This is a genomic window from Streptomyces sp. NBC_00344 (assembly GCF_036088315.1).
GTDB lineage: Bacteria > Actinomycetota > Actinomycetes > Streptomycetales > Streptomycetaceae > Streptomyces.
On sequence record NZ_CP107996.1, the window covers coordinates 4066558 to 4089699 of the forward strand.

At 69.6% G+C, this 23142-nt stretch carries 22 protein-coding genes and 1 pseudogene; 16 read left to right on the forward strand and 7 right to left on the reverse strand.

From position 1 onward, the window contains the following. The first annotated feature begins 51 nt into the window (after positions 1–51). From rsmI to OHS16_RS18425, 9 genes are all read left to right on the forward strand, one after another. On the forward strand, positions 52–930 hold the full coding sequence (gene rsmI, locus OHS16_RS18385) for a 16S rRNA (cytidine(1402)-2'-O)-methyltransferase (protein ID WP_328538298.1): 879 nt from the start codon (positions 52–54) through the stop codon (positions 928–930). A gap of 163 nt (positions 931–1093) precedes the next feature. Further along, positions 1094–1543, forward strand: coding sequence for a hypothetical protein (locus OHS16_RS18390; protein ID WP_328538299.1), 450 nt, complete (start codon positions 1094–1096; stop codon positions 1541–1543). Between the two features lie 33 nt (positions 1544–1576). After that, on the forward strand, positions 1577–2470 hold the full coding sequence (locus OHS16_RS18395; RefSeq protein ID WP_328538300.1) for a TatD family hydrolase: 894 nt from the start codon (positions 1577–1579) through the stop codon (positions 2468–2470). 79 nt (positions 2471–2549) lie between these two features. Beyond that, the gene (locus tag OHS16_RS18400) at positions 2550–3869 is read left to right on the forward strand and encodes a ubiquitin-like domain-containing protein (protein ID WP_328538301.1); all 1320 of its coding nucleotides are present in this window, start codon (positions 2550–2552) and stop codon (positions 3867–3869) included. Next, positions 3866–4798: a 16S rRNA (adenine(1518)-N(6)/adenine(1519)-N(6))-dimethyltransferase RsmA gene (gene rsmA / locus OHS16_RS18405; protein WP_328538302.1), complete on the forward strand. Its 933-nt coding sequence runs from the start codon at positions 3866–3868 to the stop codon at positions 4796–4798. Before OHS16_RS18400 ends, rsmA begins: the two co-directional genes overlap by 4 nt. Further along, positions 4795–5724, forward strand: a complete 930-nt coding sequence (locus OHS16_RS18410; protein ID WP_328538303.1) for a 4-(cytidine 5'-diphospho)-2-C-methyl-D-erythritol kinase — start codon at positions 4795–4797, stop codon at positions 5722–5724. Before rsmA ends, OHS16_RS18410 begins: the two co-directional genes overlap by 4 nt. A gap of 106 nt (positions 5725–5830) precedes the next feature. After that, entirely contained in the window at positions 5831–7642 is a 1812-nt protein-coding gene (locus OHS16_RS18415) for an ABC-F family ATP-binding cassette domain-containing protein (protein WP_328538304.1), read from the forward strand. A 229-nt stretch (positions 7643–7871) separates the two neighbouring features. Further along, positions 7872–9647 (forward strand): outer membrane protein assembly factor BamB family protein, encoded by a 1776-nt coding sequence (locus OHS16_RS18420; RefSeq protein WP_328538305.1) that lies wholly within the window; start codon positions 7872–7874, stop codon positions 9645–9647. A gap of 46 nt (positions 9648–9693) precedes the next feature. Beyond that, on the forward strand, positions 9694–11487 hold the full coding sequence (locus OHS16_RS18425) for an outer membrane protein assembly factor BamB family protein (protein ID WP_328538306.1): 1794 nt from the start codon (positions 9694–9696) through the stop codon (positions 11485–11487). Positions 11488–11544: 57 nt separating this feature from the next. Here OHS16_RS18425 and OHS16_RS18430 read toward each other — a convergent pair whose 3' ends face one another. Further along, the gene (locus OHS16_RS18430; protein WP_328538307.1) at positions 11545–11988 is read right to left on the reverse strand and encodes a hypothetical protein; all 444 of its coding nucleotides are present in this window, start codon (positions 11986–11988) and stop codon (positions 11545–11547) included. Between the two features lie 227 nt (positions 11989–12215). On the opposite strand from OHS16_RS18430, the gene OHS16_RS18435 reads away from it, so the two are divergent. Next, positions 12216–12938 (forward strand): helix-turn-helix transcriptional regulator, encoded by a 723-nt coding sequence (locus OHS16_RS18435; protein ID WP_328538308.1) that lies wholly within the window; start codon positions 12216–12218, stop codon positions 12936–12938. Positions 12939–12962: 24 nt separating this feature from the next. On the opposite strand, the gene OHS16_RS18440 is transcribed toward OHS16_RS18435, so the two are convergent. After that, entirely contained in the window at positions 12963–13325 is a 363-nt protein-coding gene (locus OHS16_RS18440; protein WP_328538309.1) for a hypothetical protein, read from the reverse strand. A gap of 15 nt (positions 13326–13340) precedes the next feature. Next, positions 13341–15011, reverse strand: coding sequence for a sodium:solute symporter family protein (locus OHS16_RS18445; protein ID WP_328538310.1), 1671 nt, complete (start codon positions 15009–15011; stop codon positions 13341–13343). A gap of 246 nt (positions 15012–15257) precedes the next feature. On the opposite strand from OHS16_RS18445, the gene galT reads away from it, so the two are divergent. The 4 genes from galT (at position 15258) to OHS16_RS18465 (ending at position 19469) form a co-directional block, all read left to right on the forward strand. Then, positions 15258–16319 (forward strand): galactose-1-phosphate uridylyltransferase, encoded by a 1062-nt coding sequence (gene galT / locus OHS16_RS18450; RefSeq protein WP_328538311.1) that lies wholly within the window; start codon positions 15258–15260, stop codon positions 16317–16319. Next, positions 16316–17302, forward strand: a complete 987-nt coding sequence (gene galE, locus OHS16_RS18455) for a UDP-glucose 4-epimerase GalE (RefSeq protein ID WP_328538312.1) — start codon at positions 16316–16318, stop codon at positions 17300–17302. Before galT ends, galE begins: the two co-directional genes overlap by 4 nt. Beyond that, positions 17299–18429, forward strand: a complete 1131-nt coding sequence (gene galK, locus OHS16_RS18460) for a galactokinase (protein WP_328538313.1) — start codon at positions 17299–17301, stop codon at positions 18427–18429. The genes galE and galK overlap by 4 nt, the downstream gene beginning before the upstream one ends. 272 nt (positions 18430–18701) lie before the next feature. Continuing rightward, entirely contained in the window at positions 18702–19469 is a 768-nt protein-coding gene (locus tag OHS16_RS18465) for a response regulator transcription factor (RefSeq protein ID WP_328540897.1), read from the forward strand. On the opposite strand, the gene OHS16_RS18470 is transcribed toward OHS16_RS18465, so the two are convergent. After that, complete coding sequence (locus OHS16_RS18470) at positions 19428–19925, reverse strand: MarR family winged helix-turn-helix transcriptional regulator (RefSeq protein WP_328538314.1); 498 nt, start codon at positions 19923–19925, stop codon at positions 19428–19430. The genes OHS16_RS18465 and OHS16_RS18470 overlap by 42 nt on opposite strands. Before the next feature lie 89 nt (positions 19926–20014). Between OHS16_RS18470 and OHS16_RS18475 the strand changes: the two genes are divergently transcribed. Together OHS16_RS18475 and OHS16_RS18480 are read left to right on the forward strand one after the other, a co-directional pair. Continuing rightward, positions 20015–20803 (forward strand): trans-aconitate 2-methyltransferase, encoded by a 789-nt coding sequence (locus OHS16_RS18475; protein ID WP_328538315.1) that lies wholly within the window; start codon positions 20015–20017, stop codon positions 20801–20803. Then, positions 20800–21165 carry a VOC family protein gene (locus OHS16_RS18480; protein WP_328538316.1) on the forward strand — a complete coding sequence of 122 codons (366 nt, stop codon included), beginning with the start codon at positions 20800–20802 and terminating at the stop codon, positions 21163–21165. The genes OHS16_RS18475 and OHS16_RS18480 overlap by 4 nt, the downstream gene beginning before the upstream one ends. 2 nt (positions 21166–21167) lie before the next feature. On the opposite strand, the pseudogene OHS16_RS32145 reads toward OHS16_RS18480, so the two are convergent. The 3 genes and pseudogenes from OHS16_RS32145 to OHS16_RS18495 all read right to left on the reverse strand — a co-directional run. After that, positions 21168–21236, reverse strand: a pseudogene (locus tag OHS16_RS32145) (hypothetical protein); the annotation flags it as partial. Positions 21237–21361: 125 nt separating this feature from the next. Then, positions 21362–22051 carry a TetR/AcrR family transcriptional regulator gene (locus OHS16_RS18490; RefSeq protein WP_328538317.1) on the reverse strand — a complete coding sequence of 230 codons (690 nt, stop codon included), beginning with the start codon at positions 22049–22051 and terminating at the stop codon, positions 21362–21364. Then, on the reverse strand, positions 22048–23028 hold the full coding sequence (locus OHS16_RS18495; RefSeq protein WP_328538318.1) for an acyl-CoA desaturase: 981 nt from the start codon (positions 23026–23028) through the stop codon (positions 22048–22050). The genes OHS16_RS18490 and OHS16_RS18495 overlap by 4 nt, the downstream gene beginning before the upstream one ends. Between the last annotated feature and the right edge of the window lie 114 nt (positions 23029–23142).

The following is a 23142-nucleotide window of genomic DNA, read 5'->3' on the forward strand; positions in this document are numbered from 1 at the left end:
TAGGGAACACGGCTGTGTGAGTGGTGTGCGCGGGGCTGGGAGAATGAAGACGTGACTGGAACGCTGGTACTCGCAGGGACCCCCATCGGTGATGTCTCGGACGCGCCGCCCCGGCTCGCCGAGGAACTGAGGACGGCCGATGTCGTGGCCGCCGAGGACACCCGGCGGTTGCGCCGGCTGACCCAGGCGCTCGGTGTGCACACGACAGGAAGGGTCGTCTCCTACTTCGAGGGCAATGAGACCGCCCGTACGCCCGAGCTCGTCGAAGCCCTGGAGGGCGGCGCGCGCGTCCTGCTGGTGACCGACGCCGGAATGCCGTCGGTCTCCGACCCCGGCTACCGGCTGGTCGCGGCGGCCGTGGAGAAGGACATCAAGGTCACCGCCGTGCCCGGCCCGTCGGCCGTGCTCACCGCCCTGGCCCTCTCCGGCCTGCCGGTGGACCGCTTCTGTTTCGAGGGCTTTCTGCCGCGCAAGGCGGGCGAGCGGCTCGGCAGACTCCGTGAGGTCGCGGCCGACCGCAGGACCCTGGTGTATTTCGAGGCCCCGCACCGGCTCGACGACACGCTCGCCGCGATGGCCGAGGTCTTCGGGGACGGGCGCAGGGCCGCCGTCTGCCGTGAGCTGACCAAGACGTACGAGGAAGTGAAACGCGGGCCGCTGAGGGAGCTCGCGGAGTGGGCGGCGGACGGCGTACGGGGCGAGATCACCGTCGTGGTCGAGGGTGACACCGGCACCGGAGCTCAGCAGCTCGACCCTTCTGAGCTGGTACGCAGGGTGCAGGTGCGCGAGGAGGCGGGGGAGCGGCGCAAGGAGGCGATCGCCGCTGTCGCCGCGGACGCGGGCCTGCCCAAGCGTGAGGTGTTCGATGCGGTCGTCGCGGCAAAGAACGCTGCCCGGACGTCCCCACCGGAGGTTAAAGGACCGGCGTGATTCGCAAAGGCAGCCTCGTGATCCCGGGCCCCCGGCCACGAGACGGCCAAGACGGGTCCAACAGTCGGCAGCCCCTGATGCAATCCGGGAGCGATAGCAGTCCACTGGAAGTGGGACGCAATCGTTGCGAGGACGGCTTGTCCTTCGGGCAAGAGGAGCTGGCATGAGCGAAACCACGGACTCCACCGCACATGAGGCATACGCCTTTGCGTGTATGCGGTGCGGCCACGGCTGGGAGCAGGCGTACGAGATCGAGCACCACGTCGATGTGAGCGGCCGGGCATTTGTCATATACAAGGCCGAAGGCGCGCGGGTCCCCTCCCCGCTGTCCACTCCGACCTGTCTGAACTGCGGGGGGCATGTCGTCAGAATCATGAGGTCCGGACGGGTCTCATCGGTGCAGCAGCTGATGCACGCCGGTGAACGGGTGACCAGGGAAACGGACCGGCCGCACAAGCAGAAGCGGGTCACGCGACACGCGGCGCCGGCCGACGAAGCCGCTGCCCCCTCCGCTGCCGGGACCGCCGCCGCACCCCTCACCGGGGCGACGCCCGCCGGGGAGCCCCATCACTGGCACCTCTCCGACCTGCTGCACCCCTTCCACCGGAAATAGTCCACCGGGAAGGGCGCCGTAGGATCGGGCGCCATGAGCCCGCAAGCCGCCAAGGACGCCGCCCCGCCGCTGCCCGAACCCCTGAGGGTGGCGGTCATGGATTCGCACACCCATCTGGACATGCAGGACACCACCGTCGACGAGGCCCTGGAGAAGGCAGCGTCGGTCGGGGTGACCGCCGTGGTCCAGGTGGGCTGCGACCTGAAGGGCTCCCGGTGGGCGGCCGAGACGGCCGAGGCGCACCGCGACGTCCACGCCGCGGTAGCACTGCACCCCAACGAAGCGCCCCGCATCGTGCTCGGCGATCCGGACAACTGGTCGCGCCAGGGGGCCCGCACGGCCGGCGGCGAGACCGCACTGGACGAGGCGCTGACCGAGATCGACCGGCTGGCGGCTCTCCCGCACGTGCGGGCCGTCGGCGAGACCGGACTCGATCACTTCCGTACGGGACCCGAAGGCATCGCGGCCCAGGAACGGTCGTTCCGGGCGCATATCGAGATCGCCAAACGGCGGGGCAAGGCGCTCGTCATCCACGACCGCGACGCCCATGCCGATGTGCTGCGCATCCTCGAGGAGGAGGGCGCACCCGAGCGCACCGTCTTCCACTGCTACTCCGGCGACGCCGCCATGGCCGAAACCTGCGCCACCAAGGGCTACTTCATGTCCTTCGCCGGGAACATGACGTTCAAGAACGCCCAGCCGCTGCGCGACGCGCTCGCCGCGGCACCGCTGGAACTGGTGCTCGTCGAGACGGACGCACCGTTCCTCACCCCGGCCCCCTACCGAGGACGGCCTAACGCCCCCTATCTCATTCCGGTGACCGTACGGGCGATGGCTGAGGTGAAAGGGGTCGGTGAAGAGGCTCTGGCCACGGCGATCATGGCCAATACCGTTCGCGCCTTCGATATCGGCAGTGACGCTGTGTAGTGGTACCGCTTTGGAGAGCGACCGGCGCTCCGCTAGTGTTCCGGCCCGACCGGACTCGGGAGCGGACCGCTGGAGCGTCGTGAGCAATTCGCAGGGCAGTCACCGCGGCGTACCCGGCGGGCTGGGATGGGGCGGGGCCGCGAGGCCGGACGGAAGGCCGTATCCGGCGCCGTACACGCCGACCGTGCCCGCCTACGCCGCCGCGTACGCCGACACCGTCGATGCCGGTCCGGCGCTCCGCACCCCGTCGGCCGGTACCCCGCCGGGCGGTGCAAGGCAGGCCGGGCGCCGCAAGGCCCCCGACCGCCCCGACGGTCTGCGCAGACTGCTCCCGCAGGCCCTGGTGGTGGCTCTGCTGGCCGGCGGCACGTCCGCCTTCGTGGCCAGCGACAAAGCCGTACGGCTCAGCGTCGACGGGACGCCCCGCACCCTGCACACCTTCGCCGGCACGGTCGATGAACTGCTCGCCGAGGAGCACGTACCCGTCGGTGCCCACGACCTTGTCACCCCGGGCCACCGCGGAGCACTCGCCGACGGCGACGCGGTGACCGTCCGCTACGCACGGCCGCTTGTCCTCACACTCGACGGACAGCACCACAAGGTCTGGACGACGGCCCGCACGGTCGAGGCCGCGCTGCGCCGGCTGGGGGTACGCGCGGAGGGCGCGTATCTCTCCACCTCCCGGTTCACCCCGATCTCGCGGCACGGACTCGCCCTCGACGTGCGGACCGAGCGCACCGTGACGTTCATGGCAGACGGCCGCGAGCACACCGTCCGCACCAACGCGGCAACCGTGGCCGAGGCCCTCGACGAGGCGGGCATCGGCCTGCAGGGGCAGGACACCACCTCGGTGCCGGCCGGGTCCTTCCCGCGCGACGGCCAGACCGTCACCGTGCTGCGGATCGCCGGCAGCACCGAAGTGCGCGAGGAGCCCATCGCCTTCCGGACCAGGAAGACCCTGGATCCCACACTGTTCGCCGGTACGGAATCGGTGACCTGGCCCGGAGCGGCGGGCCTGCGCCGGGTCACTTACGAACTGCGCACCGTCAACGGTGTCGGTCAGAAGCCGCGGAAGGTCTCCGACGAGGTGGTACGGCAGCCCGAGACCCGGATCGTCAGGATCGGCACCCGGCCGCATCCCGGCACGTCGGCCGCGGCCGACGGGCTCGACTGGGGCGGGCTCGCCCACTGCGAGTCCGGCGGACACGCTGCCGCGGTCGACGAGACGGGCGGTTACGGCGGGCTCTACCAGCTCGACGGGCAGACCTGGCACGCCCTGGGCGGCAGCGGACTCCCGCAGTACGCCCCGGCCGGAGAGCAGACGTACCGGGCGAAGCGGCTCTACATGCAGCGGGGGGCGAGTCCGTGGCCGCTCTGCGGCCGTAGGCTTTACGGGTGAGCAGCACTGAACCCGAGGCCCCCGAAGTCTCCGACGCCCTTCTGGGCCCCGCCGACATCCGCGAACTGGCCGCAGCGCTTGATGTGCGCCCGACCAAGCAGCGCGGTCAGAACTTCGTCATCGACGCCAACACGGTACGAAGGATCGTCCGGACGGCCGAGGTGACCAGGGACGATGTGGTCGTCGAGGTGGGCCCGGGCCTCGGATCGCTGACCCTGGCCCTGCTGCAGGCGGCGGACCGGCTGGTGGCCATCGAGATCGACGATGTCCTGGCGGGTGCGCTGCCCGCCACCGTAGAGGCCCGGCTGCCGTCCCGCGCCGACCGCTTCGCCCTGGTCCATGCCGACGCGATGCAGGTCAGGGAACTGCCGGGTCCGCCACCCACCGCGCTGGTGGCGAACCTCCCGTACAACGTCGCGGTACCGGTCCTGCTCACGATGCTGGAGCGCTTCCCGACCATCCGGCGCACGCTGGTGATGGTGCAGGCGGAGGTCGCCGACCGGCTCGCGGCGGAGCCGGGAAACAAGGTGTACGGGGTGCCTTCGGTGAAGGCCAACTGGTACGCGGACGTCAAGCGGGCCGGGTCCATCGGACGCAACGTCTTCTGGCCGGCCCCGAATGTGGACTCGGGTCTGGTCTCCCTCGTCCGGCGCGACGAGCCGGTACCGACCACGGCCTCGCGGGCGGAGGTCTTCGCGGTGGTCGACGCGGCCTTCGCGCAGCGCCGCAAGACGCTGCGGGCCGCCCTGGCGGGCTGGGCGGGATCCGCTGCGGCTGCGGAGGCCGCACTGGTCGCCGCCGGAGTCTCGCCGCAGGCCCGCGGCGAGTCCCTCACCGTGCACGAGTTCGCCAGGATCGCGGAGTGCGGGCGGTCCGGGAACGGTACGGCCGGACCCGAGGGTGCCGGGGCCGGGGAGGCCGGAGCGTGAGCACGACCCGCGGTGCAGCCGTCACGGTCCGTGTCCCCGCCAAGGTCAACGTCCAGCTCGCGGTGGGCGGAGCGCGCCCCGACGGGTTCCACGACCTGGCCAACGTCTTCCTCGCGGTGTCCCTCCACGACGAGGTCACGGTGAGCCCCGCCGACTCCCTGCGGGTCACCTGCGAGGGTCCGGACGCGGATCAGGTGCCGCTGGACGCGACGAATCTGGCGGCGCGGGCGGCGCACCTGCTGGCCGCCCGCCGTGGCATCTCCCCGGACGTCCATGTTCACATCGCCAAGGACATCCCGGTGGCCGGCGGAATGGCCGGCGGCAGCGCGGACGGGGCGGGTGCACTGCTGGCCTGTGACGCGCTCTGGTCCACCGGTGCCTCGCATGCCGAACTTCTGGACATCTGTGCGGAGCTGGGCAGTGATGTGCCGTTCAGCCTGGTGGGCGGAGCGGCGCTCGGCACCGGCCGCGGCGAACAGCTGACACCGCTCGAGCTCGGCGCCCCCTTCCACTGGGTGTTCGCGCTGGCCGACGGCGGGCTCTCCACCCCGACGGTGTTCCGCGAGTTCGACCGGCTGACCCCGCAGGCAGGCCCGCCGGAGGCTTCGCGCGCCCTGGTCGAGGCACTGCGTACCGGCGATGCGGGGGCACTGGCCGGGGCACTCGTCAACGATCTGCAGCCGGCGGCGCTCTCGCTGCGGCCCTCGCTGGCCGACACCCTCGCGGCGGGGACGGCCGCGGGGGCGCTGGCCGGGATCGTCTCCGGGTCGGGGCCCACCACGGCGTTCCTGGCGAAGGACGCGGACGAGGCGGACCGGATCGCGGCCGCGCTCCGCCGGTCAGGCACCTGCCGGGCGGCGCGCGCCGCGCACTCCGGGGTCGCCGGAGCGACCGTTGTCCGGGCCCCGGGCGGCGCGGCAGGCTGAGTCCCGTACGGGCGGAGACCTGCACCGGGGCGGGACGGGTGGTGCACGCCGCTTTGCCGCAGCGCCGTAGTCTGGGAGATCGATCCATCCCCTGCTAGGAGCGTCAATGGCCGTCAACCTCGTCAATGTCGAGGCCGTCAGCAAGGTCTACGGGACCCGCGCCCTGCTCGACGGTGTCTCCCTCGGCGTCTCCGAGGGAGACCGCATCGGCGTCGTCGGGCGCAACGGTGACGGCAAGACGACCCTGATCCGGATGCTCGCCAAGCTGGAGGAGCCGGACACCGGTCGGGTCACCCACAACGGCGGGCTGCGCAGCGGTGTGCTCACCCAGCACGACTCCCTGGACCCGCAGGCCACCATCCGGCACGAGGTCATCGGGGACCTCGCCGACCATGAGTGGGCGGGCAACGCCAAGATCAGGGACGTGCTGACGGGCCTCTTCGGCGGGCTCGGGCTGCCGGGGTTCTCCGACGGTCTCGACACCGTCATCGCCCCGCTCTCCGGCGGCGAGCGCCGCCGTATCGCGCTGGCCAAGCTGCTCATCGCCGAGCAGGACCTGATCGTGCTCGACGAGCCGACCAACCACCTCGACGTCGAGGGCATCTCCTGGCTGGCGGGGCACCTCAGGGCCCGCCGTTCGGCGCTGGTCGTGGTGACTCACGACCGCTGGTTCCTCGACCAGGTCTGCACCCGGATGTGGGACGTCCAGCGCGGCACGGTGCACGAGTACGAAGGCGGCTACAGCGACTATGTGTTCGCGCGCGCCGAGCGCGAACGCATCGCCGCCACCGAGGAGTCCAAGCGTCAGAACCTGATGCGCAAGGAGCTGGCCTGGCTGCGGCGCGGAGCCCCCGCGCGCACGTCCAAGCCCCGCTACCGCATCGAGGCGGCCAACGAACTGATCGCCGACGTGCCACCGCCGCGTGACACGTCCGAGCTGATGAAGTTCGCCAACGCCCGGCTCGGCAAGACCGTGTTCGAGCTGGAGGACGTCACCGTCCAGGCCGGCCCGAAGGTGCTGCTGACGCATCTGACCTGGCAGCTCGGCCCCGGTGACCGGGTCGGTCTGGTGGGGGTCAACGGCGCGGGCAAGACCTCGCTGCTGCGGGCGCTCGCCGAGGCGGCCCGTACCGAGGGCGACACCCAGCCCGCCGCAGGCAAGGTCGTCGTCGGCAGGACCGTCAAGCTCGCCTACCTCTCCCAGGAGGTCACGGAACTCAAGCCGTCCCTGCGGGTGCTGGAAGCGGTGCAGCAGGTGCGGGACCGCGTCGACCTCGGCAAGGGCCGGGAGATGACGGCGGGTCAGCTGTGCGAGAAGTTCGGCTTCTCCAAGGAGAAGCAGTGGACACCGGTCGGTGACCTGTCGGGCGGTGAGCGCCGGCGGCTGCAGATCCTGCGGCTGCTGATGGACGAGCCCAACGTCCTCTTCCTCGACGAGCCGACCAACGACCTCGACATCGAGACCCTGACCCAGCTGGAGGATCTCCTCGACGGCTGGCCCGGCTCCATGATCGTGATTTCGCACGACCGGTTCTTCGTCGAGCGCACCACCGACCGGGTCTTCGCCCTGCTCGGCGACGCGAGCCTGCGGATGCTGCCGCGAGGTATCGACGAGTACCTGGAACGCCGCCGGAAGGTGGCCGAGTCCCAGGCGGCCGTGCCGGTGCCGGCCGCCGTCAGGGAGAGTCCGTCGCCCGCCGCTTCCGCGAAGGACGGCCGCGCGGCGAAGAAGGAGCTGCAGAAGATCGAGCGGCAACTGGACAAGCTGTCCGGCCGGGAGAGCACGCTTCACACCCAAATCACCGAAAGCGCCACAGACTTCGAAAAAGTTGCGAAGCTGGACGCTCAGCTTCGTGAACTGGCGACAGAGCGGGACGAGTTGGAGATGCGCTGGCTGGAGCTCGCCGAGGACGCCTGAGCGTCCGCCCCGTTCGCGTAACGGGGGCATCACGGGCCGGTCCTCCCTTGGGAACAGGGGCGGACCGGCGCCTCACTCAGTGCTGTCCGGGTGATAGAAAGAACTCCCGCTCGACTGACGTTGATCTGTGGGATCCACACCCGATTCGCTCCTTTTCGGCGCAGCACGCTGCCGGAATTGCGGGGGAGGCCGGTCGGGACGCGGACCCCGCGTGAAGAGGTATGTGCTGATGACTCAGCCGCCCGACCAGCAGCCGCCGCAGGGCGGTTTCGGCGCTCCGCAGGTCCCTCCGCCGGGGGGCTTCGGTGCCCCGACACCGCCCGCCCAGCCGCCGCAGATGCCGCCGCCTCCGCAGGGGCCGCCGGCGCAGGGTCCGCCCGCGCCGCAGGGCCCCCCGGCCGGGCCGCCGCCCGGATACGGCTATCCCCAGCAGGCTCCGCAGCCCGGCCCCTACGGCTACCCCCAGCAGGCGCCCGGCCCTTACGGCCAGCCGCCCCAGCAGGGTCCTTACGGCCAGCAGCAGGGCCCGTACGGCTATCCGCAGCAGTACCCCGGTGCGCCCACCCCGCCCCCGGGCGGCAAGGGCCCCTTCAAGGGCAGGACCGCTCTCGTCATCGGTGCGGCCGTCGCCGCGCTGCTGGTCATCGGCGGCGGCGTCTATGCCGTTGTCGGGGGTGGCGGCGACGGCGACAAGAAGCCCGTCGCGACCGACAGCAAGCACCCGGTCGAGCCGACCACGTCAGCCGACGTCGACCAGGGCGACGGCAGCGGCGACGGGCGGGCCGGGAACGACGATCTCAACGCCGGTCGCAAAGCGGGCGAGGACAAGGTCCTCTGGCTGAAGACCAACGATGTCGCGCTGCCGCAGAACGGCTCCGAGAACTACGGCATGTGGTTCACCGGTGATGTTGTCGTGAAGGCCATGTACAAGAAGGTCACCGCCTACGGCGTGAACGACGGCAAGGAGAAGTGGAGTGTGCCGATCGCTCACGCGATCTGCGCCGCTCCGCACCAGACCACGCCGGACGGCAAGATCGTCATCGCGTACGAGAGCAATGACACCGACAAGTCCGACTGCAACCAGATGCAGATGATCGACCTGAAGACGGGCAAGGGGGGCTGGAAGAAGCCGATTCCCGAGGAGGGCAGCTTCGACATCATGAGCTCCATGGAGCTCACGATCGCGGGCAACACCGTGACCGCCAGCCGGATGGGTCCCTCCAGCGCCTTCTCGGTGCTGGACGGTCACAAGATCTTCGGGGCGTCCACCGGAGCCTGCAGGCCCAGCGCGTTCGCGGGCGGCGCCAAGCTCATCGCGGTCGAGTCGTGCACCAAGGACAACCAGCCCGCCGCCAGCCAGCAGGTGCAGGAACTGAACCCGGACACCGGCAAGTCGAAGTGGACGTTCGCGCTTCCGGCCGGCTGGGAGGTCAAGAAGGTCTACTCGGTCGACCCGGTGGTCCTCTACTCGACCAACGAGAAGAAGAAGAGCTGGAACATCTCGATCCTCAAGCACGACGGGACCAGGCGCTCCCAGCTGACCACCAAGGACAGCTTCGCGCCGGAGTGCGGTCTGTCGATCATCGAGAGCGATCTGCAGGGCTGCCTCGGTACCGCCGCGGACGCCAACACGCTGTATCTGCCGACCGAGGTGAAGAGCGGCGCGAACGAGATCGTCGCCTTCAACCTGAACACCGGCAAGGAGAAGTGGCGTTCGCCCGCCGCCGCCGACCGCACCATGCTTCCGCTGCGGATGGAGGGATCCAGCCTCGTCGCCTACCAGGAGCCCTCGTACGACGGGGGTGGCGCCGTCGTCAGCATTCCGTCGTCCGGCGGCAAGCCCAAGGTGCTCCTGCAGAACCCGCAGTCGACGGCCGAGATCGAGAACTCCTTCTACTCGAAGTCGGTCTCCTACACGAACGGCCGGCTCTTCGTCATGACCGGACACGTCAGGGGCAAGAAGGGCGACACCACGGAGAAGACCATGATGGCCTTCGGCAAGTGAGCGGTCCCCAGGTCCCACCCTCCCCCTCGACAAAGGCAGAAACACCATGACCCAGCCGCCGCCCCAGCCGCCCGAAGGACCACCGCAGGGGGGCTTCTCCAAGCAGCCCCCGGCCGGTGGCCAGACGCCGCCCCAGCCGCCGGTGCCTCCGCAGATGCCTCCGCAGGCACCGCCGGTCCCGCAGGCCGCTCCGCCCGCCGGGCCGCAGGACGCGCCGCCGTACGGCTATCCGCAGCAGCCGCCCACCGTGCAGGACCCGGCGTACGGCTACCCGCAGGGAGCGCCGCCCGCTCAGCCCGGATACGGCTACCCGCAGAACCAGCCACCGGGGCAGCAGCCCTACGGCTATCCGACCCAGCCGATGCAGCCCCAGCAGGGCGCCCCGGCCGGCGGTGGCGGCGGTGGTTTCACCTTCGGAATCGACGCGAAGATCATCACGGCCGCCGCTGTGGCCATCGTGCTCATCATCGGCGCGGGCTTCGCGTACTCGTCCAGCAAGGGCGACAACGAGCCCAATGTGTCGTCGGCGGGCCCGACCGGCGGATCCGGCACCGGCGGCGCCAAGGGCGGCGGCGGCAAGGAGAAGGCCCCCGCGGACACCAACTCCAAGGTGCTCTTCCAGCTGCCGTATCCCAAGGTCAGCGACGTCACGGGAACCAACGGTTCCTGGACCACGGACACGCTGTATGTGAAGTCCGGGGTCAACGAGGTCGTCGGCTACGACGCGGTGAAGGGCACCCAGACCTGGAAGCTTCCGCTGCCGGGGCCGTTGTGCGCCGCGACCAGCCACGTCAGCAAGGACAACAAGACGGTCATCGCCTTCCAGCCCAAGGTGCCGACCAAGAAGAAGCAGTACTGGGGCTGCAGCGAGATCGCCGCGCTGGACCTCAGCAGCGGCAAGCTGCTCTGGACGAGGTCGGCCAAGGACGGCGACGAGAAGGCAAGCTTCGACGAGGTCACCCTCGGAGGCGGTACGGTCGCGGCCGGCGGCACCGACGGCGGCGCCGCCTGGGACCTCGAATCGGGGGCGGTCCGCTGGGCACCGAAGGCCAGCACCGACCAGTGCGAGGACCGCGGTTACGGCGGCGGGGAGAACCTGGTCGCGGTGCGTGGCTGCGGCGACTACGACAACCCGCAGATCAGTGTGCAGGTCCTGAACCCGAAGTCGGGTGCGCCGACCGCGACGTACAAGATGCCGACGGGTGTGCAGTACGCGCACATCGTCTCCACGAAGCCGCTTGTCGTGGCCGCCGACGTCGGTGACACCGCGGGCGACGGCAGTGGCATCTCGGACTACTTCTCGGTCGACGAGAAGACCGGCACGCTGCGCGCCAGGATCTCCGCCGACGCCGACACCTACGCCGGCAAGTGCGCCAGCACCGAGGTGGAGAGCTGCACCAACCTGGTGGTCGGCAACGACCGGCTGTACGTCCCGACGGAGGAGCACGACGGGACCGGTGACGACGTCGGGCAGACCAACGAGATCGTCGCCTTCGATCTCGCCACCGGCAAACTGGTGAACGGCAAGGCTCCGGCCGGTGCGGGTTACCAGGCGTACCCCGTCCGGATGGACGGCAGCAACGTCATCGCCTACAAGCGGGGCCCCTACGACAAGGGCGGCCAGGTCGCATCCCTCGACGGCTCCACCCTCAAGCAGACGGTCCTGATGAACAACCCGGCCGACGAGTCTGTCCGCCGGGCGGAAGCAGACTTCCTGCCCGACTCCGCGGAGATCCGCTACACCGGCGGGCGGCTCTATCTCGCCGACGATCTGATCAGCGAGGACACCGGCTCATCGGACGACAGGAAGTACCTGGCCATCGGCTTCGGTACGAACTGACCGGCGGATCAGGACGTGGGGGGTGCTGCCCGGACCGGGCGGCACCCCCCACGCGTTTCAGCTCAGGTCGTCGTCGAACGGCGGGTACATCAGCCGCGAGTTGGCGCAGCCGAGCACGGTCGGGCCCTCCATCAGGCAGATCTGGATGGAGGCGGTGCTGATCCAGCCGCCCGGGTCGGCGTAGGTCCTCCACGTCCCGGACGTGCCGGCGCCGGTGCTGATCTCGTGCAGCGGGAAGTAGTGCTTGCCCGCGTCGCCCGTGGTGACCAGCCGGACGGCCACACTGTGGCCGTCCGCGTCGGTGTCCTTCACGGTGAGAGCGAGCGGGTCGAGCTTGTAGGGATTCAGCCGCCACTGTGCCGAGACACTGGCCGTGCCGAAGGACGTCGTGACGGAGGTGGTGGTGACGGTGGACGCGGCTGCCGCCGGGGTCGTACACAGCGGAAGGGCAAGCACCGCGGCAGCGGATACCGCCACGAAGAGGGCACGCCTGACGTTCATATGTTCCCCCCCAAGGGAATTTGCGGTCGAGGTCGGCCGGAAGATTACACCTGTCACCACATGCATGACAGACCATCAAATAGCCCCGATTGCTGTGAATTCGGCAATCCGGGGGGCTTCTGACCAGTAACGCGGGCACAAGGTCGAACAAGCGTGTAGCTTGCCGGGTCAGGAACGCCGGGGAGCCGGGGGGCAGCTCCGGTGCCGGGAAAGTGGGGGATTGCTCCATGAGCGTGCGGCTCATGGTGGTCGACGACCACCGACTGCTCGCCGAGGCGCTCGCCTCGGCACTGAAACTCCGCGGGCACCGGGTGCTCGCGGCGGCCGCGCCCACCGGTGGCGCGGCCGAACTGGTGGTGAGCAGGGCGCCCGAGGTGTGCCTGTTCGGTACGGCGCTGCCCGCCGAACCGGGAGCCTTCGACCCGATCGTCCGGATCAGGCAGGAACGCCCGCAGGTGGCCGTGGTGGTGCTGGGTCCTGTGCCGAGCCCGCGGGGGATCGCCGCGGCCTTCGCCGCCGGAGCTTGCGGATACGTGCGCCACGACGAGCGTATAGAGGGTGTCGAGCGGGCGATGGTGAAGGCCAGGGCGGGGGAGGCGGCGGTCGCCCCGACGCTGTTGCAGGGGGCGTTCGCCGAGCTGCTCAATCCGGTGGCCCAGCCGGACGACGAGGGGCAGCGACTGCTGCAGATGCTCACCCCGCGCGAGGTCGAGGTGCTGGTGCGAGTGGCCGAAGGCGAGGACACGCGGCTGATCGCGGCGGGGATGCGGATCGCGCCGAGCACGGCGCGTACTCATGTCCAGCGGGTGCTGATGAAGCTGGGTGTCGGATCGCGGCTGGAGGCCGCCGCGCTCGCGGCACGTACCGGGCTGCTCGACCGCGCGGCGATGACCGCGGCGGTCTGCGCGGCGGAACCGGGCACGCCGGAGGGGCCGGACCCCGTGGTGTGAGGCCCGGCCCCCTCCGGCGCCGGTTCAGTCCTTCGTATGAAGTGCGGCCGTGTGCTGCTCGTTCGTGTGCCGCTCGGCCGTGTACTGCCCGTCCGTGTGAAGTGCGTCCATGTGCACCCCGTCCGGGGCCGGCGGCGCCGTCGGGCGCAGCTTCAGCCAGATCAGGAAGAACAGTCCGAGTACCAGCATCGCGAGACCTGTCCAGAGGTTGATGTTGATCCCCTGGGCCTTCTTCAGATCGGCGTCGGACGCGGTGATCCCGGCGATGGTCACGATGATTCCGTAGACCACGAACAGGCCGCCGATGATCCGCCGGATGTCGAAGAGGCGGGCCGCGGTCGCGGACTTGCGCTCCAGGTCGGAGACTTCGTTCTGCAGTTCAGACATGGTGGGTGCCTCCGATCAGAGCGAGTAGGGCAGGTAGCACAGGGCGGCGATGACGATCGCGCCCCAGCCGAGCAGGGCGGGCCTGCGGTACCAGGCGTCGTCGCCCTCGGCCGGTGCCTCCGGTGCGTCGGCGGACTCCGTTCCGTACACGAGCCCGGCCAGTTCGGCCTCCGGCTTGGGCGCGGTGAAGAGCGTGACCAGGACCATCACTACGGCGCCGGCCACGAAGCCGACGATCGACGAGACGAAGTTGGCGCCCTGGTCGGTGGGGATGTCGATGATCCCCTGCTTGTAGATCCAGAAGTAATTGACCATCGCGGCGCCGGTGCCCGCGACCAGGCCCCAGACGCCGGACTTCATCGAGGCCCGCTTCCAGAACATTCCGATGATGAACACGACGAACATCGGGACGTTGAAGAAGGAGAACAGCGTCTGGAGGTAGCTCATGATGTTGGAGAAGCTGGCGGCGATGAAGGCGGTGCCGATGGATGCGAGCACGCCGACCGCCGTGATCAGCCGCCCGAAGCGCAGGTAGTACGCGTCCGGCTTGTCCGTCTTGATGTACCGCGCCCAGATGTCCGTGGTGAACACGGTGTTGAACGAGGAGACGTTCGCGGCCATGCCCGCCATGAAGGCGGCCAGCAGGCCGGTCACCGCGATGCCGAGCACACCGTTGGGCAGCAGCTCCTGCATCAATAGCGGGATGGCGTCGTTGTAGGTGAGGTCCGAGCCGGCCGTACCGATCTTCGGGGCGATGACCGCGGCGACCAGGCCCGGGATCATCACCAGGAAGACGATGAAGATCTTCGGGATGGCGGCGATCAGCGGGGTCCGCTGGGCGGCCGACAGGTTCTTCGCGGAGAGCGCGCGCTGCACCTCGGCGAAGTTGGTCGTCCAGTAACCGAACGAGAGCACGAAGCCGAGCCCCAGGATGATCGTCAGCCAGTTGGCGCCCAGCGGGTTGGCCTGGCCGATGGCCGTGCCGCTCCAGGCGGACAGGAAGTTGTGCCCGTGGCTCTTCTCCAGCGTGTCCGACAGGCCGTCCCAGCCGCCGACCTTCTTGAGGCCCAGGATGGTGAGCGGGATCAGCGCGGCGAGGATGACGAAGAACTGCAGCACCTCGTTGTAGATCGCCGAGGAGAGTCCGCCGATGGTGATGTAGATGAGGACGAAGAGGCCCGCGACGACGATCGCGACCCACTGCGGCCAGCCGAGAAGCGCCTCCACGACGATCGACAGGGCGTACAGGTTCACACCCGCGATCAGGATTGCCGCGAAGGCGAAGAGTATGGAGCTCAGCAGATGCGCGGATTTGTCGAATCGCTGCAGCAGGAACTCCGGTACGGAGCGCACCTTCGACTTGTAGTAGAAGGGCATCATCACCAGGCCGAGGAAGACCATGGCCGGGATGGCGCCGATCCAGTACCAGTGGACGACCGCGACGCCGTACTGCGCGCCGGTCGCCGCCATGCCCAGGATCTCGGTCGCGCCGAGATTGGCCGCGACGAAGGCCAGGCCGGTGACCCAGGCGGGCAGAGAGCGCCCGGAGAGAAAGAAGTCGAGGCTGGTCTTCACGCTCGCCCTGGCGGCGAAGCCGATGCCGAGGACCACGACGAAGTAGATCGCCAGGATGGTGTAGTCGAGCCCGTTCGTGGGGAGCCGGAGCCCGTCAGCCAGGTATTGCATGCGTACTCGCTTCGTTGCCAGAACTGATCCTTGCGGAATCTACGCGTCCGTGTTCAGAAAATGAACAGTTCCTTGGTGTTCTTTGTTTGATTGTGATCGGGCTGGTTGTTATGTCCCGATGTAAAGCGCACGCGGGGCCTGTCGGTGGCCCTCTGTGGGAACCCGGTCGGCCCCATTGACTGTGCTGTTGAGTTGTGGTTTGTTGTGTTCGGTTATGTTTGTTAGGAGTGGGCGAGGAGCGCCAGCGTGAAGAAGACATCGACCCGGCTAGCCGACGGTCGTGAGCTGCTCTACTACGACTCCCGGGACGACGCGGTGCGCGAGGCCGTCGACCGGCGCCCGCTCGACCCCGTGGCCACGGCGTCCGAGGTCCGCAGGGATCCACTGCTCGGCGACGCGGTGGCGATCGCCTCGCACCGCCAGGGGCGCACCTACCACCCTCCGGCCGACGAGTGCCCGCTCTGCCCCTCGCGTGAGGGCCGGCTGAGCGAGATCCCGGAGTCCGACTACGACGTCGCCGTCTTCGAGAACCGCTTCCCCTCGCTCGCCGGTGACTCGGGCCGATGCGAGGTGGTCTGCTTCACCTCGGACCACGACGCGTCGTTCGCCGATCTCACCGAGGAGCAGGCCGGTCTGGTCCTGGAGGCCTGGACCGACCGGACCGCGGAGATGGCGGAACTCCCGCAGATCAGGCAGGTGTTCTGCTTCGAGAACCGTGGCGCGGAGATAGGCGTCACCCTCGGCCACCCGCACGGTCAGATCTATGGCTATCCCTTTGTCACCCCGCGCACCGCGCTGATGCTCCGCTCGGCCGAGCACTTCAAGGAGAGCAGCGGCGGACGGAATCTCTTCGACGACGTCATCGCCAGCGAACTGGCGGACGGCTCGCGCGTGGTACTCGACGGTGAGCACTGGGTGGCCTTCGTCCCCTATGCCGCGCACTGGCCGTACGAGGTGCACCTCTACCCGAAGAAGCGCGTTCCCGACCTGCGCTTCCTCGACGACGAGGCGTGCACAGAGTTTCCACAGATGTATCTGGAACTCTTGAGGCGCTTCGACCGGATCTTCGGGGAGGGCGAGCCCCCCACGCCGTACATCGCGGCATGGCACCAGGCGCCCTTCGGTGAGCTGGAGGGCCATCACATCGACCGGGGTGAATTCGCCCTGCATCTCGAACTTTTCACCATTCGCCGTACTTCGGGCAAGCTGAAGTTCCTCGCGGGTTCCGAGTCGGGCATGAACGTCTTCGTGAATGACGTGCCGCCGGAAACCGCGGCCGAGCGACTGCGAGAGGTAGCGAGCGAGTGAGCAAGAAGTATCTGGTCACGGGCGGCGCGGGATATGTGGGCAGCATCGTCGCCGCCCATCTGCTGGAGGCCGGGCACGAGGTGACCGTGCTCGACGACCTCTCCACCGGCTTCCGCGAGGGTGTACCGGCGGGCGCCGCCTTCATCGAGGGCCGTATCCAGGACTCCGCCAGGTGGCTTGACGCCTCCTATGACGGGGTGCTGCACTTCGCGGCGTCCTCCCAGGTCGGCGAGTCGGTCGTCAACCCGGAGAAGTACTGGCTGAACAACGTGGGGGGCACCACCGCGCTGCTCGCCGCGATGCGTTCGGCCGGCGTCCGCACCCTGGTCTTCTCCTCCACCGCCGCGACCTACGGTGAGCCGGAGACCGTGCCGATCAGGGAGAGCGCGCCGACCTCCCCGACCAACCCGTACGGAGCCACCAAGCTGGCCGTCGACCACATGATCAGTGGCGAGAGCGCGGCGCACGGTCTGGCCGCCGTCTCGCTCCGCTACTTCAACGTGGCGGGTGCCTACGGGACGTACGGAGAGCGCCACGACCCCGAGTCGCATCTCATCCCGCTGGTTCTTCAGGTCGCGCAGGGCCGCCGTGACGCGATCTCGGTGTACGGGGACGACTACCCGACCCCGGACGGCACCTGCGTCCGGGACTACATCCATGTCGCGGACCTGGCCGACGCCCATCTGCTGGCCCTGGACGCCGCCGCCGCCGGTGAGCATCTGATCTGCAACCTCGGCAACGGCAGCGGTTTCTCGGTCCGTGAGGTCATCGAGACCGTCCGCAAGGTCACCGGGCACCCGGTCCCCGAGATCGCGGCCGAACGCCGCGGCGGGGATCCGGCCGTGCTCGTCGCCTCCGCCGACACCGCGCGCGAGCGGTTGGGCTGGAGCCCTTCGCGATCCGATCTGGCCGGCATCGTCTCCGATGCCTGGGCTTTCACCCAGAACGAGTTCTCTCAGAACAAGGGAGTTGCTGAGGCATGAGTTTCGAGGAGCTGTACGGATCCGCCCCCGAGGGCACCTGGGCCGCACCCGGCCGGGTGAATCTCATCGGTGAGTACACCGACTTCAACGAGGGTTTCGTGATGCCGCTCGCGCTGCCGCACACCGCGGTCGCGCAGGTCTCCCGCCGCGGCGACGGTGTGCTGAGGCTGTTCTCGGCGGACATCGACGGCGGCGTCGTCCAGCTCCGTGTCGACGAACTCGAGCCGCTCACCAACACCAGCTGGGCCGCCTACCCCGCGGGTGTCGTCTGGGCGCTCCGGGAGGCCGGCCACCCGATAACCGGGGCGGACATCCACCTCAGCTCCACCGTCCCCACCGGCGCCGGCCTCTCCTCGTCCGCGGCGCTCGAGGTCGTCACCGCGCTCGCCCTCAACGATCTCTACGAACTCGGCCTGAACTGCCAGGACCTGGCGGTTGTCGCCCAGCGCGCCGAGAACGCCTTCGTCGGTGTCCCCTGCGGGATCATGGACCAGACGGCCTCGGCCTGCTGCACCGAGGGCCACACGCTGTACCTCGACTGCCGGGACCTCTCGACCCGCCAGGTGCCCTTCGACCTGGCCGCGCAGGGGCTGCAGCTCCTGGTCGTGGACACCCGCGTGAAGCACGCGCTGGGCGACGGCGCGTACGCGGAGCGGCGTGCGGGCTGCGAGGAGGGAGCCCGGACACTCGGCGTTCCCGCCCTGCGCGATGTGCCGTACGAGGAGCTGACCGAGGCCCTCGCCCGGCTGGACGACCCCACGGTCCGGGGCTATGTCCGGCACATCGTCTCCGACAACCACCGGGTCGAGCAGACCATCACGCTGCTCGGCGCCGGTGATGTCCGCGGGGTCGGTCCTGTCCTCACCGAAGGGCACGCCTCGCTCCGCGACGACCTGCTCGTCTCCTGTGCGGAACTGGACCTGGTGGTGGAGTCCGCGAACGCCGGCGGGGCGCTGGGGGCACGGATGACGGGCGGAGGGTTCGGCGGATCCGCGATCGTCCTCGTGGAGGATGCGTACCGGGACGCGGTGTCGAAGTCGGTGACCGAGGCATTCGCGGCGGCCGGTTACGCGGAGCCCCGGATCTTCGTGGCGACGCCGTCCGCCGGGGCGCGCCGGCTGGCCTGACCGAGGGGCCCCGGGCGGTGCGCCCGAAGCCTCCGGCCTCCGCCCGCGGCCCAGTTCTGCAAATTCCCTTCCGTCCTGGCGCCCCCGCCGTACGCTGAGGAACAGCACCGGTGGGGGCCGGTGCCGATCAGGGGGCGAGGCAGTCGGCACGACGCCCCGGGGCGGGGTAGCAGTGGCTTCACGGCGGCGGCCGTGCGACGGCGGCCATCCGTCTTCCGGGCGCCGTACCCGCAACGGACCTGTCCCCTGAAGGACGCAGCGTGGGGGTTCATGTGGTTCGTATCCGGGTTCTTGTGGTCGACGACCATCGCATCTTCGCCGAGTCGCTCGCCGCGGCCCTCGCCGCCGAGCCCGATGTCGATGTCGCGGCGGCCGGCAGCGGTCCCGCCGCGCTGCGATGTCTGGACCGGGCGGCCGCCGAGGGCCGCGGATTCGATGTCATGCTGGTCGACGCCGATCTGGGCATCGCGGCGACCTGGGGGGCCCGTGCGGTCGAGGTCCCCGACAACGGGAACAACGCCCTGGTGGACGGCATCTCACTGGTGGTGGGGGTGCGGGCGGCCCGGCCCAACGTCCGGATCGTGGTGCTCGCCGAGAAGGACGAACCGCGCAGAGCCGCCCTCGCGCTGCAGGCCGGGGCGTCCGGGTGGGTGGCCAAGGACTGCTCGCTGCAACGGCTGCTCGCGGTGCTGCGGGGGGTGCTGCGGGACGAGACGCATCTGCCGCCGGCCCTGCTCACCGGTGTGCTGCGGGAGTTGACCGCGGCCCGTAAGCACCGCACCGAGAGTGAGCGGCTCGTCGAGTCGCTCACCCCTCGTGAGTGCGAGGTGCTGCGGTGCATGGTGGCCGGACTCGGCCGCAAGGCCGTGGCCGAGCGGCTCTTCCTCTCGCCGCACACCGTGCGCACCCATATGCAGAACGTGCTGGGAAAGCTCGGTGTGCATTCCACCCTTGCCGCGGTCGCGCTGGCCAGGAGGGCGGGCGTGGGGCCGGCCGGCCTAGCCGGGGATGTTGTCGAACGGGGCGGTCAACTGGCGTAGCAGATTCGCCAGTTCGCCCCGCTGGCCGCGGGAGAGCTCGGCGAGCAGCGCGCGCTCCTGGGCGAGCAGTCCGGCCAGCGCCTGGTCGGCCCGGTCGCGGCCCTCGGCCGTGAGGCGCACCAGGACGCCACGCCGGTCGCTGGGGTCGGGCAGCCGCTCGACGAGGCTCTTGGTGGCGAGCCGGTCGATGCGGTTGGTCATGGTGCCCGATGTGACCAGGGTCTGGGTGAGCAGTTGCCCCGGCGAGAGCTGGTAGGGGTCGCCGGCCCGGCGAAGTGAGGTCAGGACGTCGAACTCCCAGGGCTCGAGGCCGTGCTCGGCGAAGGCGAGCCGACGGGCCCGGTCGAGATGGCGGGCCAGCCTGGACACGCGGCTGAGCACCTCGAGCGGTTCCACGTCGAGGTCGGGGCGCTCTCGGCGCCATGCAGCGACCAGCCGGTCGACCTCGTCCTCCATGACGATCAGTGTAGAGGGTCCCTCGACATGAAGTCTCTTGAATGCAACTATCTTGACATCGAGATAAATGTGGGGGAATGCTTGCTCCCATGACCGCACCCACCTGGGATCCGCAGCAGTACCTGCGCCACGCGGACCATCGCACCCGCCCCTTCCACGACCTGCTCGGCCGCATCACCGGCACTCCCGCCCGCATCGCCGACCTCGGCTGCGGAGCAGGGAACGTCACCGCGCTGCTCGCCGGACGCTGGCCACAGGCCCGTATCACCGGCTACGACAACTCCCCGCAGATGCTGGAACAGGCCCAGCGGTACGCGAGCCCGCTGCTCGACTTCGCACCGGCGGACGCCGCGACCTGGGCCCCCACCGAGACCTACGACCTCATCGTCTCCAACGCGCTGCTCCAGTGGGTGCCCGGTCACGCGGACCGCTTCCCCCGCTGGCTCGGCACACTCGCCCCCGGCGGCACCTTCGCCTTCCAGGTGCCCGGCAACTTCACCGCCCCCAGCCACACGATCCTCGCCGAGCTGCGCGAATCCCCGCGCTGGAAACCCCGGCTGTCCGGCGTCGGCGACCGTACGGCGGCGGTCCTGGAGCCCGGCGACTACCTCACCCGCCTCAGCGACCTCGGCTGCGACACCGACGTCTGGGAAACCACCTATCTCCAGCTGCTGACCGGCGACGACCCGGTACTCGACTGGGTCAAGGGCACCGCACTGCGCCCCGTGCTCACCGCACTGGCGGACGACCCGCAGGCGACGGCCGGCTTCCTCGCCGAATACCGCGACCTGCTCCGCGCGGCCTATCCGCCCGGCCCGCACGGCACGGTCTTCCCGTTCCGCCGGATCTTCGCCGTCGCGCGGCGGGGGAAGCGATGATCGCCGCCTTCGACCACGTCCAGCTCGCCGCACCGCCCGGCACCGAGGACGAACTGCGTGCGTACTACGCAGACGCGCTGGGTATGACGGAGATCCCCAAGCCGCCCGTCCTGGCCGCCCGCGGCGGCTGCTGGTTCCAGGCGGGCCCCGTCCAGCTGCACCTCGGCATGGATCGGGACCACCGCCCGTCGGTGAAGGCCCACCCGGCGCTGCGCGTCGCCGGTATCGAGGCATACGCGGAACGCATCGCCGCCCGCGGCGCCCGGGTCCAGTGGGACACGGACCTGCCGGGACACCGCCGCTTCTACTCCTGGGATCCGGCGGGCAACCGCATCGAATTCCTGGAGCCGGCCGCCGGCTGATCTCAGCGGCCGGCCCGTCCGTACGCGCCGGGCGTCGTGCCGAACGCACTACGGAACGTCTGGATGAACGCGCTCGGGCCGCTGTACCCGCACGCACCGGAGACCGCGGTGACCGGGGCGCCGGCGGGGTGAGGCGGTCCCGGGCGCCGTCACACAGCGTGACCTGCGCCCGGGGCGCCCCAGGAATCGTCCGCCGTCAGCTCTTGCGGTGGCCTATCAGCCGCGGTTTGGGTTCCAGGTTCTCCAGGCCGTGCCAGGCCAGATTCACCAGATGAGCCGCCACCTCGGCCTTCGGCGGCTTGCGGACGTCCAGCCACCACTGGCCGGTCAGCGCGACCATGCCGACCAGTGCCTGGGCGTAGAGCGGGGCCAGCTTCTGATCGAAGCCGCGGGCCTTGAACTCGCTGCCCAGGATGTCCTCCACCTGAGTGGCGATATCGCTGATCAGCGAGGCGAAGGTGCCGGTCGACTGCGCCACGGGGGAGTCCCGCACCAGAATGCGGAAACCGTCCGTGTACTCCTCGATGTAGTCGAGCAGCGCGAAGGCGGCCTGCTCGCACAGTTCCCGCGGGTGGCCCGCGGTCAGCGATCCCGTGACCAGGTCGAGCAGCTGGCGCATCTCGCGGTCGACCACCACCGCGTACAGGCCCTCCTTGCCGCCGAAGTGCTCGTACACCACCGGCTTGGAGACCCCCGCCTTCGCGGCGATCTCCTCCACCGACGTGCCTTCGAAGCCCTTCTCGGCAAAGAGGATGCGGCCGATGTCGAGCAGCTGTTCGCGGCGTTCCTTTCCGGTCATACGGACCCGGCGGGCACGCCGTGACACGGTCGGCCGGCGCTTGTCACCACTGGTACTGCTGCCTTCGATCGCCACGTCTGCCATCATGCCGTTTCTGTGAGCTCGCTCTTGCGCCGGGCATCGATACGGGAAGCGGACGGCCAGCGCACGTTGTACGCCCACCCCAGCTGCTCGAACCAGCGGATCAGGCGAGCGCTGGAGTCCAGCTGGCCGCGCAGGACGCCGTGCCGTGCGGATGTCGGGTCCGCGTGGTGCAGGTTGTGCCAGGACTCGCCGCAGGAAAGGACCGCGAGCCACCACACATTGCCCGAACGGTCACGCGACTTGAACGGGCGCTTGCCCACCGCGTGGCAGATCGAGTTGATCGACCAGGTGACGTGGTGCAGCAGAGCGACCCGCACCAGCGAGCCCCAGAAGAACGCGGTGAACGCACCCCACCAGGACATCGTCACCAGACCGCCGACCACCGGCGGAATCGCCAGCGAGAGCATCGTCCAGTAGATGAAGTTCCTGGAGATCCAGCGGATCGCCGGATCCCCGACCAGGTCAGGGGCGTACTTGTGCTGCGGTGTCTGCTCCTCGTCGAACATCCAGGCCATGTGCGCCCACCACAGCCCCTTCAGCAGGGCCGGCAGGGTCTCCCCATAGCGCCATGGAGAGTGCGGGTCGCCCTCGGCGTCCGAGAACTTGTGATGCCTGCGGTGGTCGGCCACCCAGCGGACGAGGGGACCCTCGACCGCGAGTGACCCCATGACCGCCAGAACGAGGCGCAGCGGGCGCTTCGCCTTGAACGAACCATGGGTGAAATACCGGTGGAAACCGATCGTGACGCCATGGCAGCCGATGTAGTACATCGCCACCAGCAGTCCGAGGTCCAGCCAGCTCACGCCGCCGAAAGTCCAGGCGAGCGGAATCGCCGCGAGCAGGGCCAGAAACGGCACCACGATGAAGAGCAGGAGGGTGATCTGCTCGATGGAGCCTTTTTTGTCTCCGCCGAGCGTCGCGGAGGAACCGGAGGGTGTATCGCTCCGGGCGTCGTCGATCAGATCGGGGCCATTGGTCATAGGGACGTCCCCTGTGGGGTGAGGAAAGCGGCTGATGCCGGGCTACGGTTCCGTAACCTACGGCCTCGTAAGTATGTCAGCGAGCGGCCTCACAGCAAGGGCACCACAAAGGGC

What these genes read in the sequence shown, in the direction of transcription:
- OHS16_RS18415 (WP_328538304.1), top strand. Translation starts at nt 5,831, where the DNA reads ATGGCCGTCAACCTCGTCAATGTCGAGGCCGTCAGCAAGGTCTACGGG.
- OHS16_RS18395 (WP_328538300.1), top strand. Translation starts at nt 1,577, where the DNA reads ATGAGCCCGCAAGCCGCCAAGGACGCCGCCCCGCCGCTGCCCGAACCC.
- OHS16_RS18480 (WP_328538316.1), top strand. Translation starts at nt 20,800, where the DNA reads ATGATCGCCGCCTTCGACCACGTCCAGCTCGCCGCACCGCCCGGCACC.
- OHS16_RS18440 (WP_328538309.1), bottom strand. Translation starts at nt 13,325, where the DNA reads ATGTCTGAACTGCAGAACGAAGTCTCCGACCTGGAGCGCAAGTCCGCG.
- OHS16_RS18470 (WP_328538314.1), bottom strand. Translation starts at nt 19,925, where the DNA reads ATGGAGGACGAGGTCGACCGGCTGGTCGCTGCATGGCGCCGAGAGCGC.
- OHS16_RS18390 (WP_328538299.1), top strand. Translation starts at nt 1,094, where the DNA reads ATGAGCGAAACCACGGACTCCACCGCACATGAGGCATACGCCTTTGCG.
- OHS16_RS18490 (WP_328538317.1), bottom strand. Translation starts at nt 22,051, where the DNA reads ATGATGGCAGACGTGGCGATCGAAGGCAGCAGTACCAGTGGTGACAAG.
- OHS16_RS18420 (WP_328538305.1), top strand. Translation starts at nt 7,872, where the DNA reads ATGACTCAGCCGCCCGACCAGCAGCCGCCGCAGGGCGGTTTCGGCGCT.
- OHS16_RS18430 (WP_328538307.1), bottom strand. Translation starts at nt 11,988, where the DNA reads ATGAACGTCAGGCGTGCCCTCTTCGTGGCGGTATCCGCTGCCGCGGTG.
- galK (WP_328538313.1), top strand. Translation starts at nt 17,299, where the DNA reads ATGAGTTTCGAGGAGCTGTACGGATCCGCCCCCGAGGGCACCTGGGCC.
- OHS16_RS18425 (WP_328538306.1), top strand. Translation starts at nt 9,694, where the DNA reads ATGACCCAGCCGCCGCCCCAGCCGCCCGAAGGACCACCGCAGGGGGGC.
- OHS16_RS18445 (WP_328538310.1), bottom strand. Translation starts at nt 15,011, where the DNA reads ATGCAATACCTGGCTGACGGGCTCCGGCTCCCCACGAACGGGCTCGAC.
- OHS16_RS18475 (WP_328538315.1), top strand. Translation starts at nt 20,015, where the DNA reads ATGACCGCACCCACCTGGGATCCGCAGCAGTACCTGCGCCACGCGGAC.
- OHS16_RS18495 (WP_328538318.1), bottom strand. Translation starts at nt 23,028, where the DNA reads ATGACCAATGGCCCCGATCTGATCGACGACGCCCGGAGCGATACACCC.
- OHS16_RS18435 (WP_328538308.1), top strand. Translation starts at nt 12,216, where the DNA reads ATGAGCGTGCGGCTCATGGTGGTCGACGACCACCGACTGCTCGCCGAG.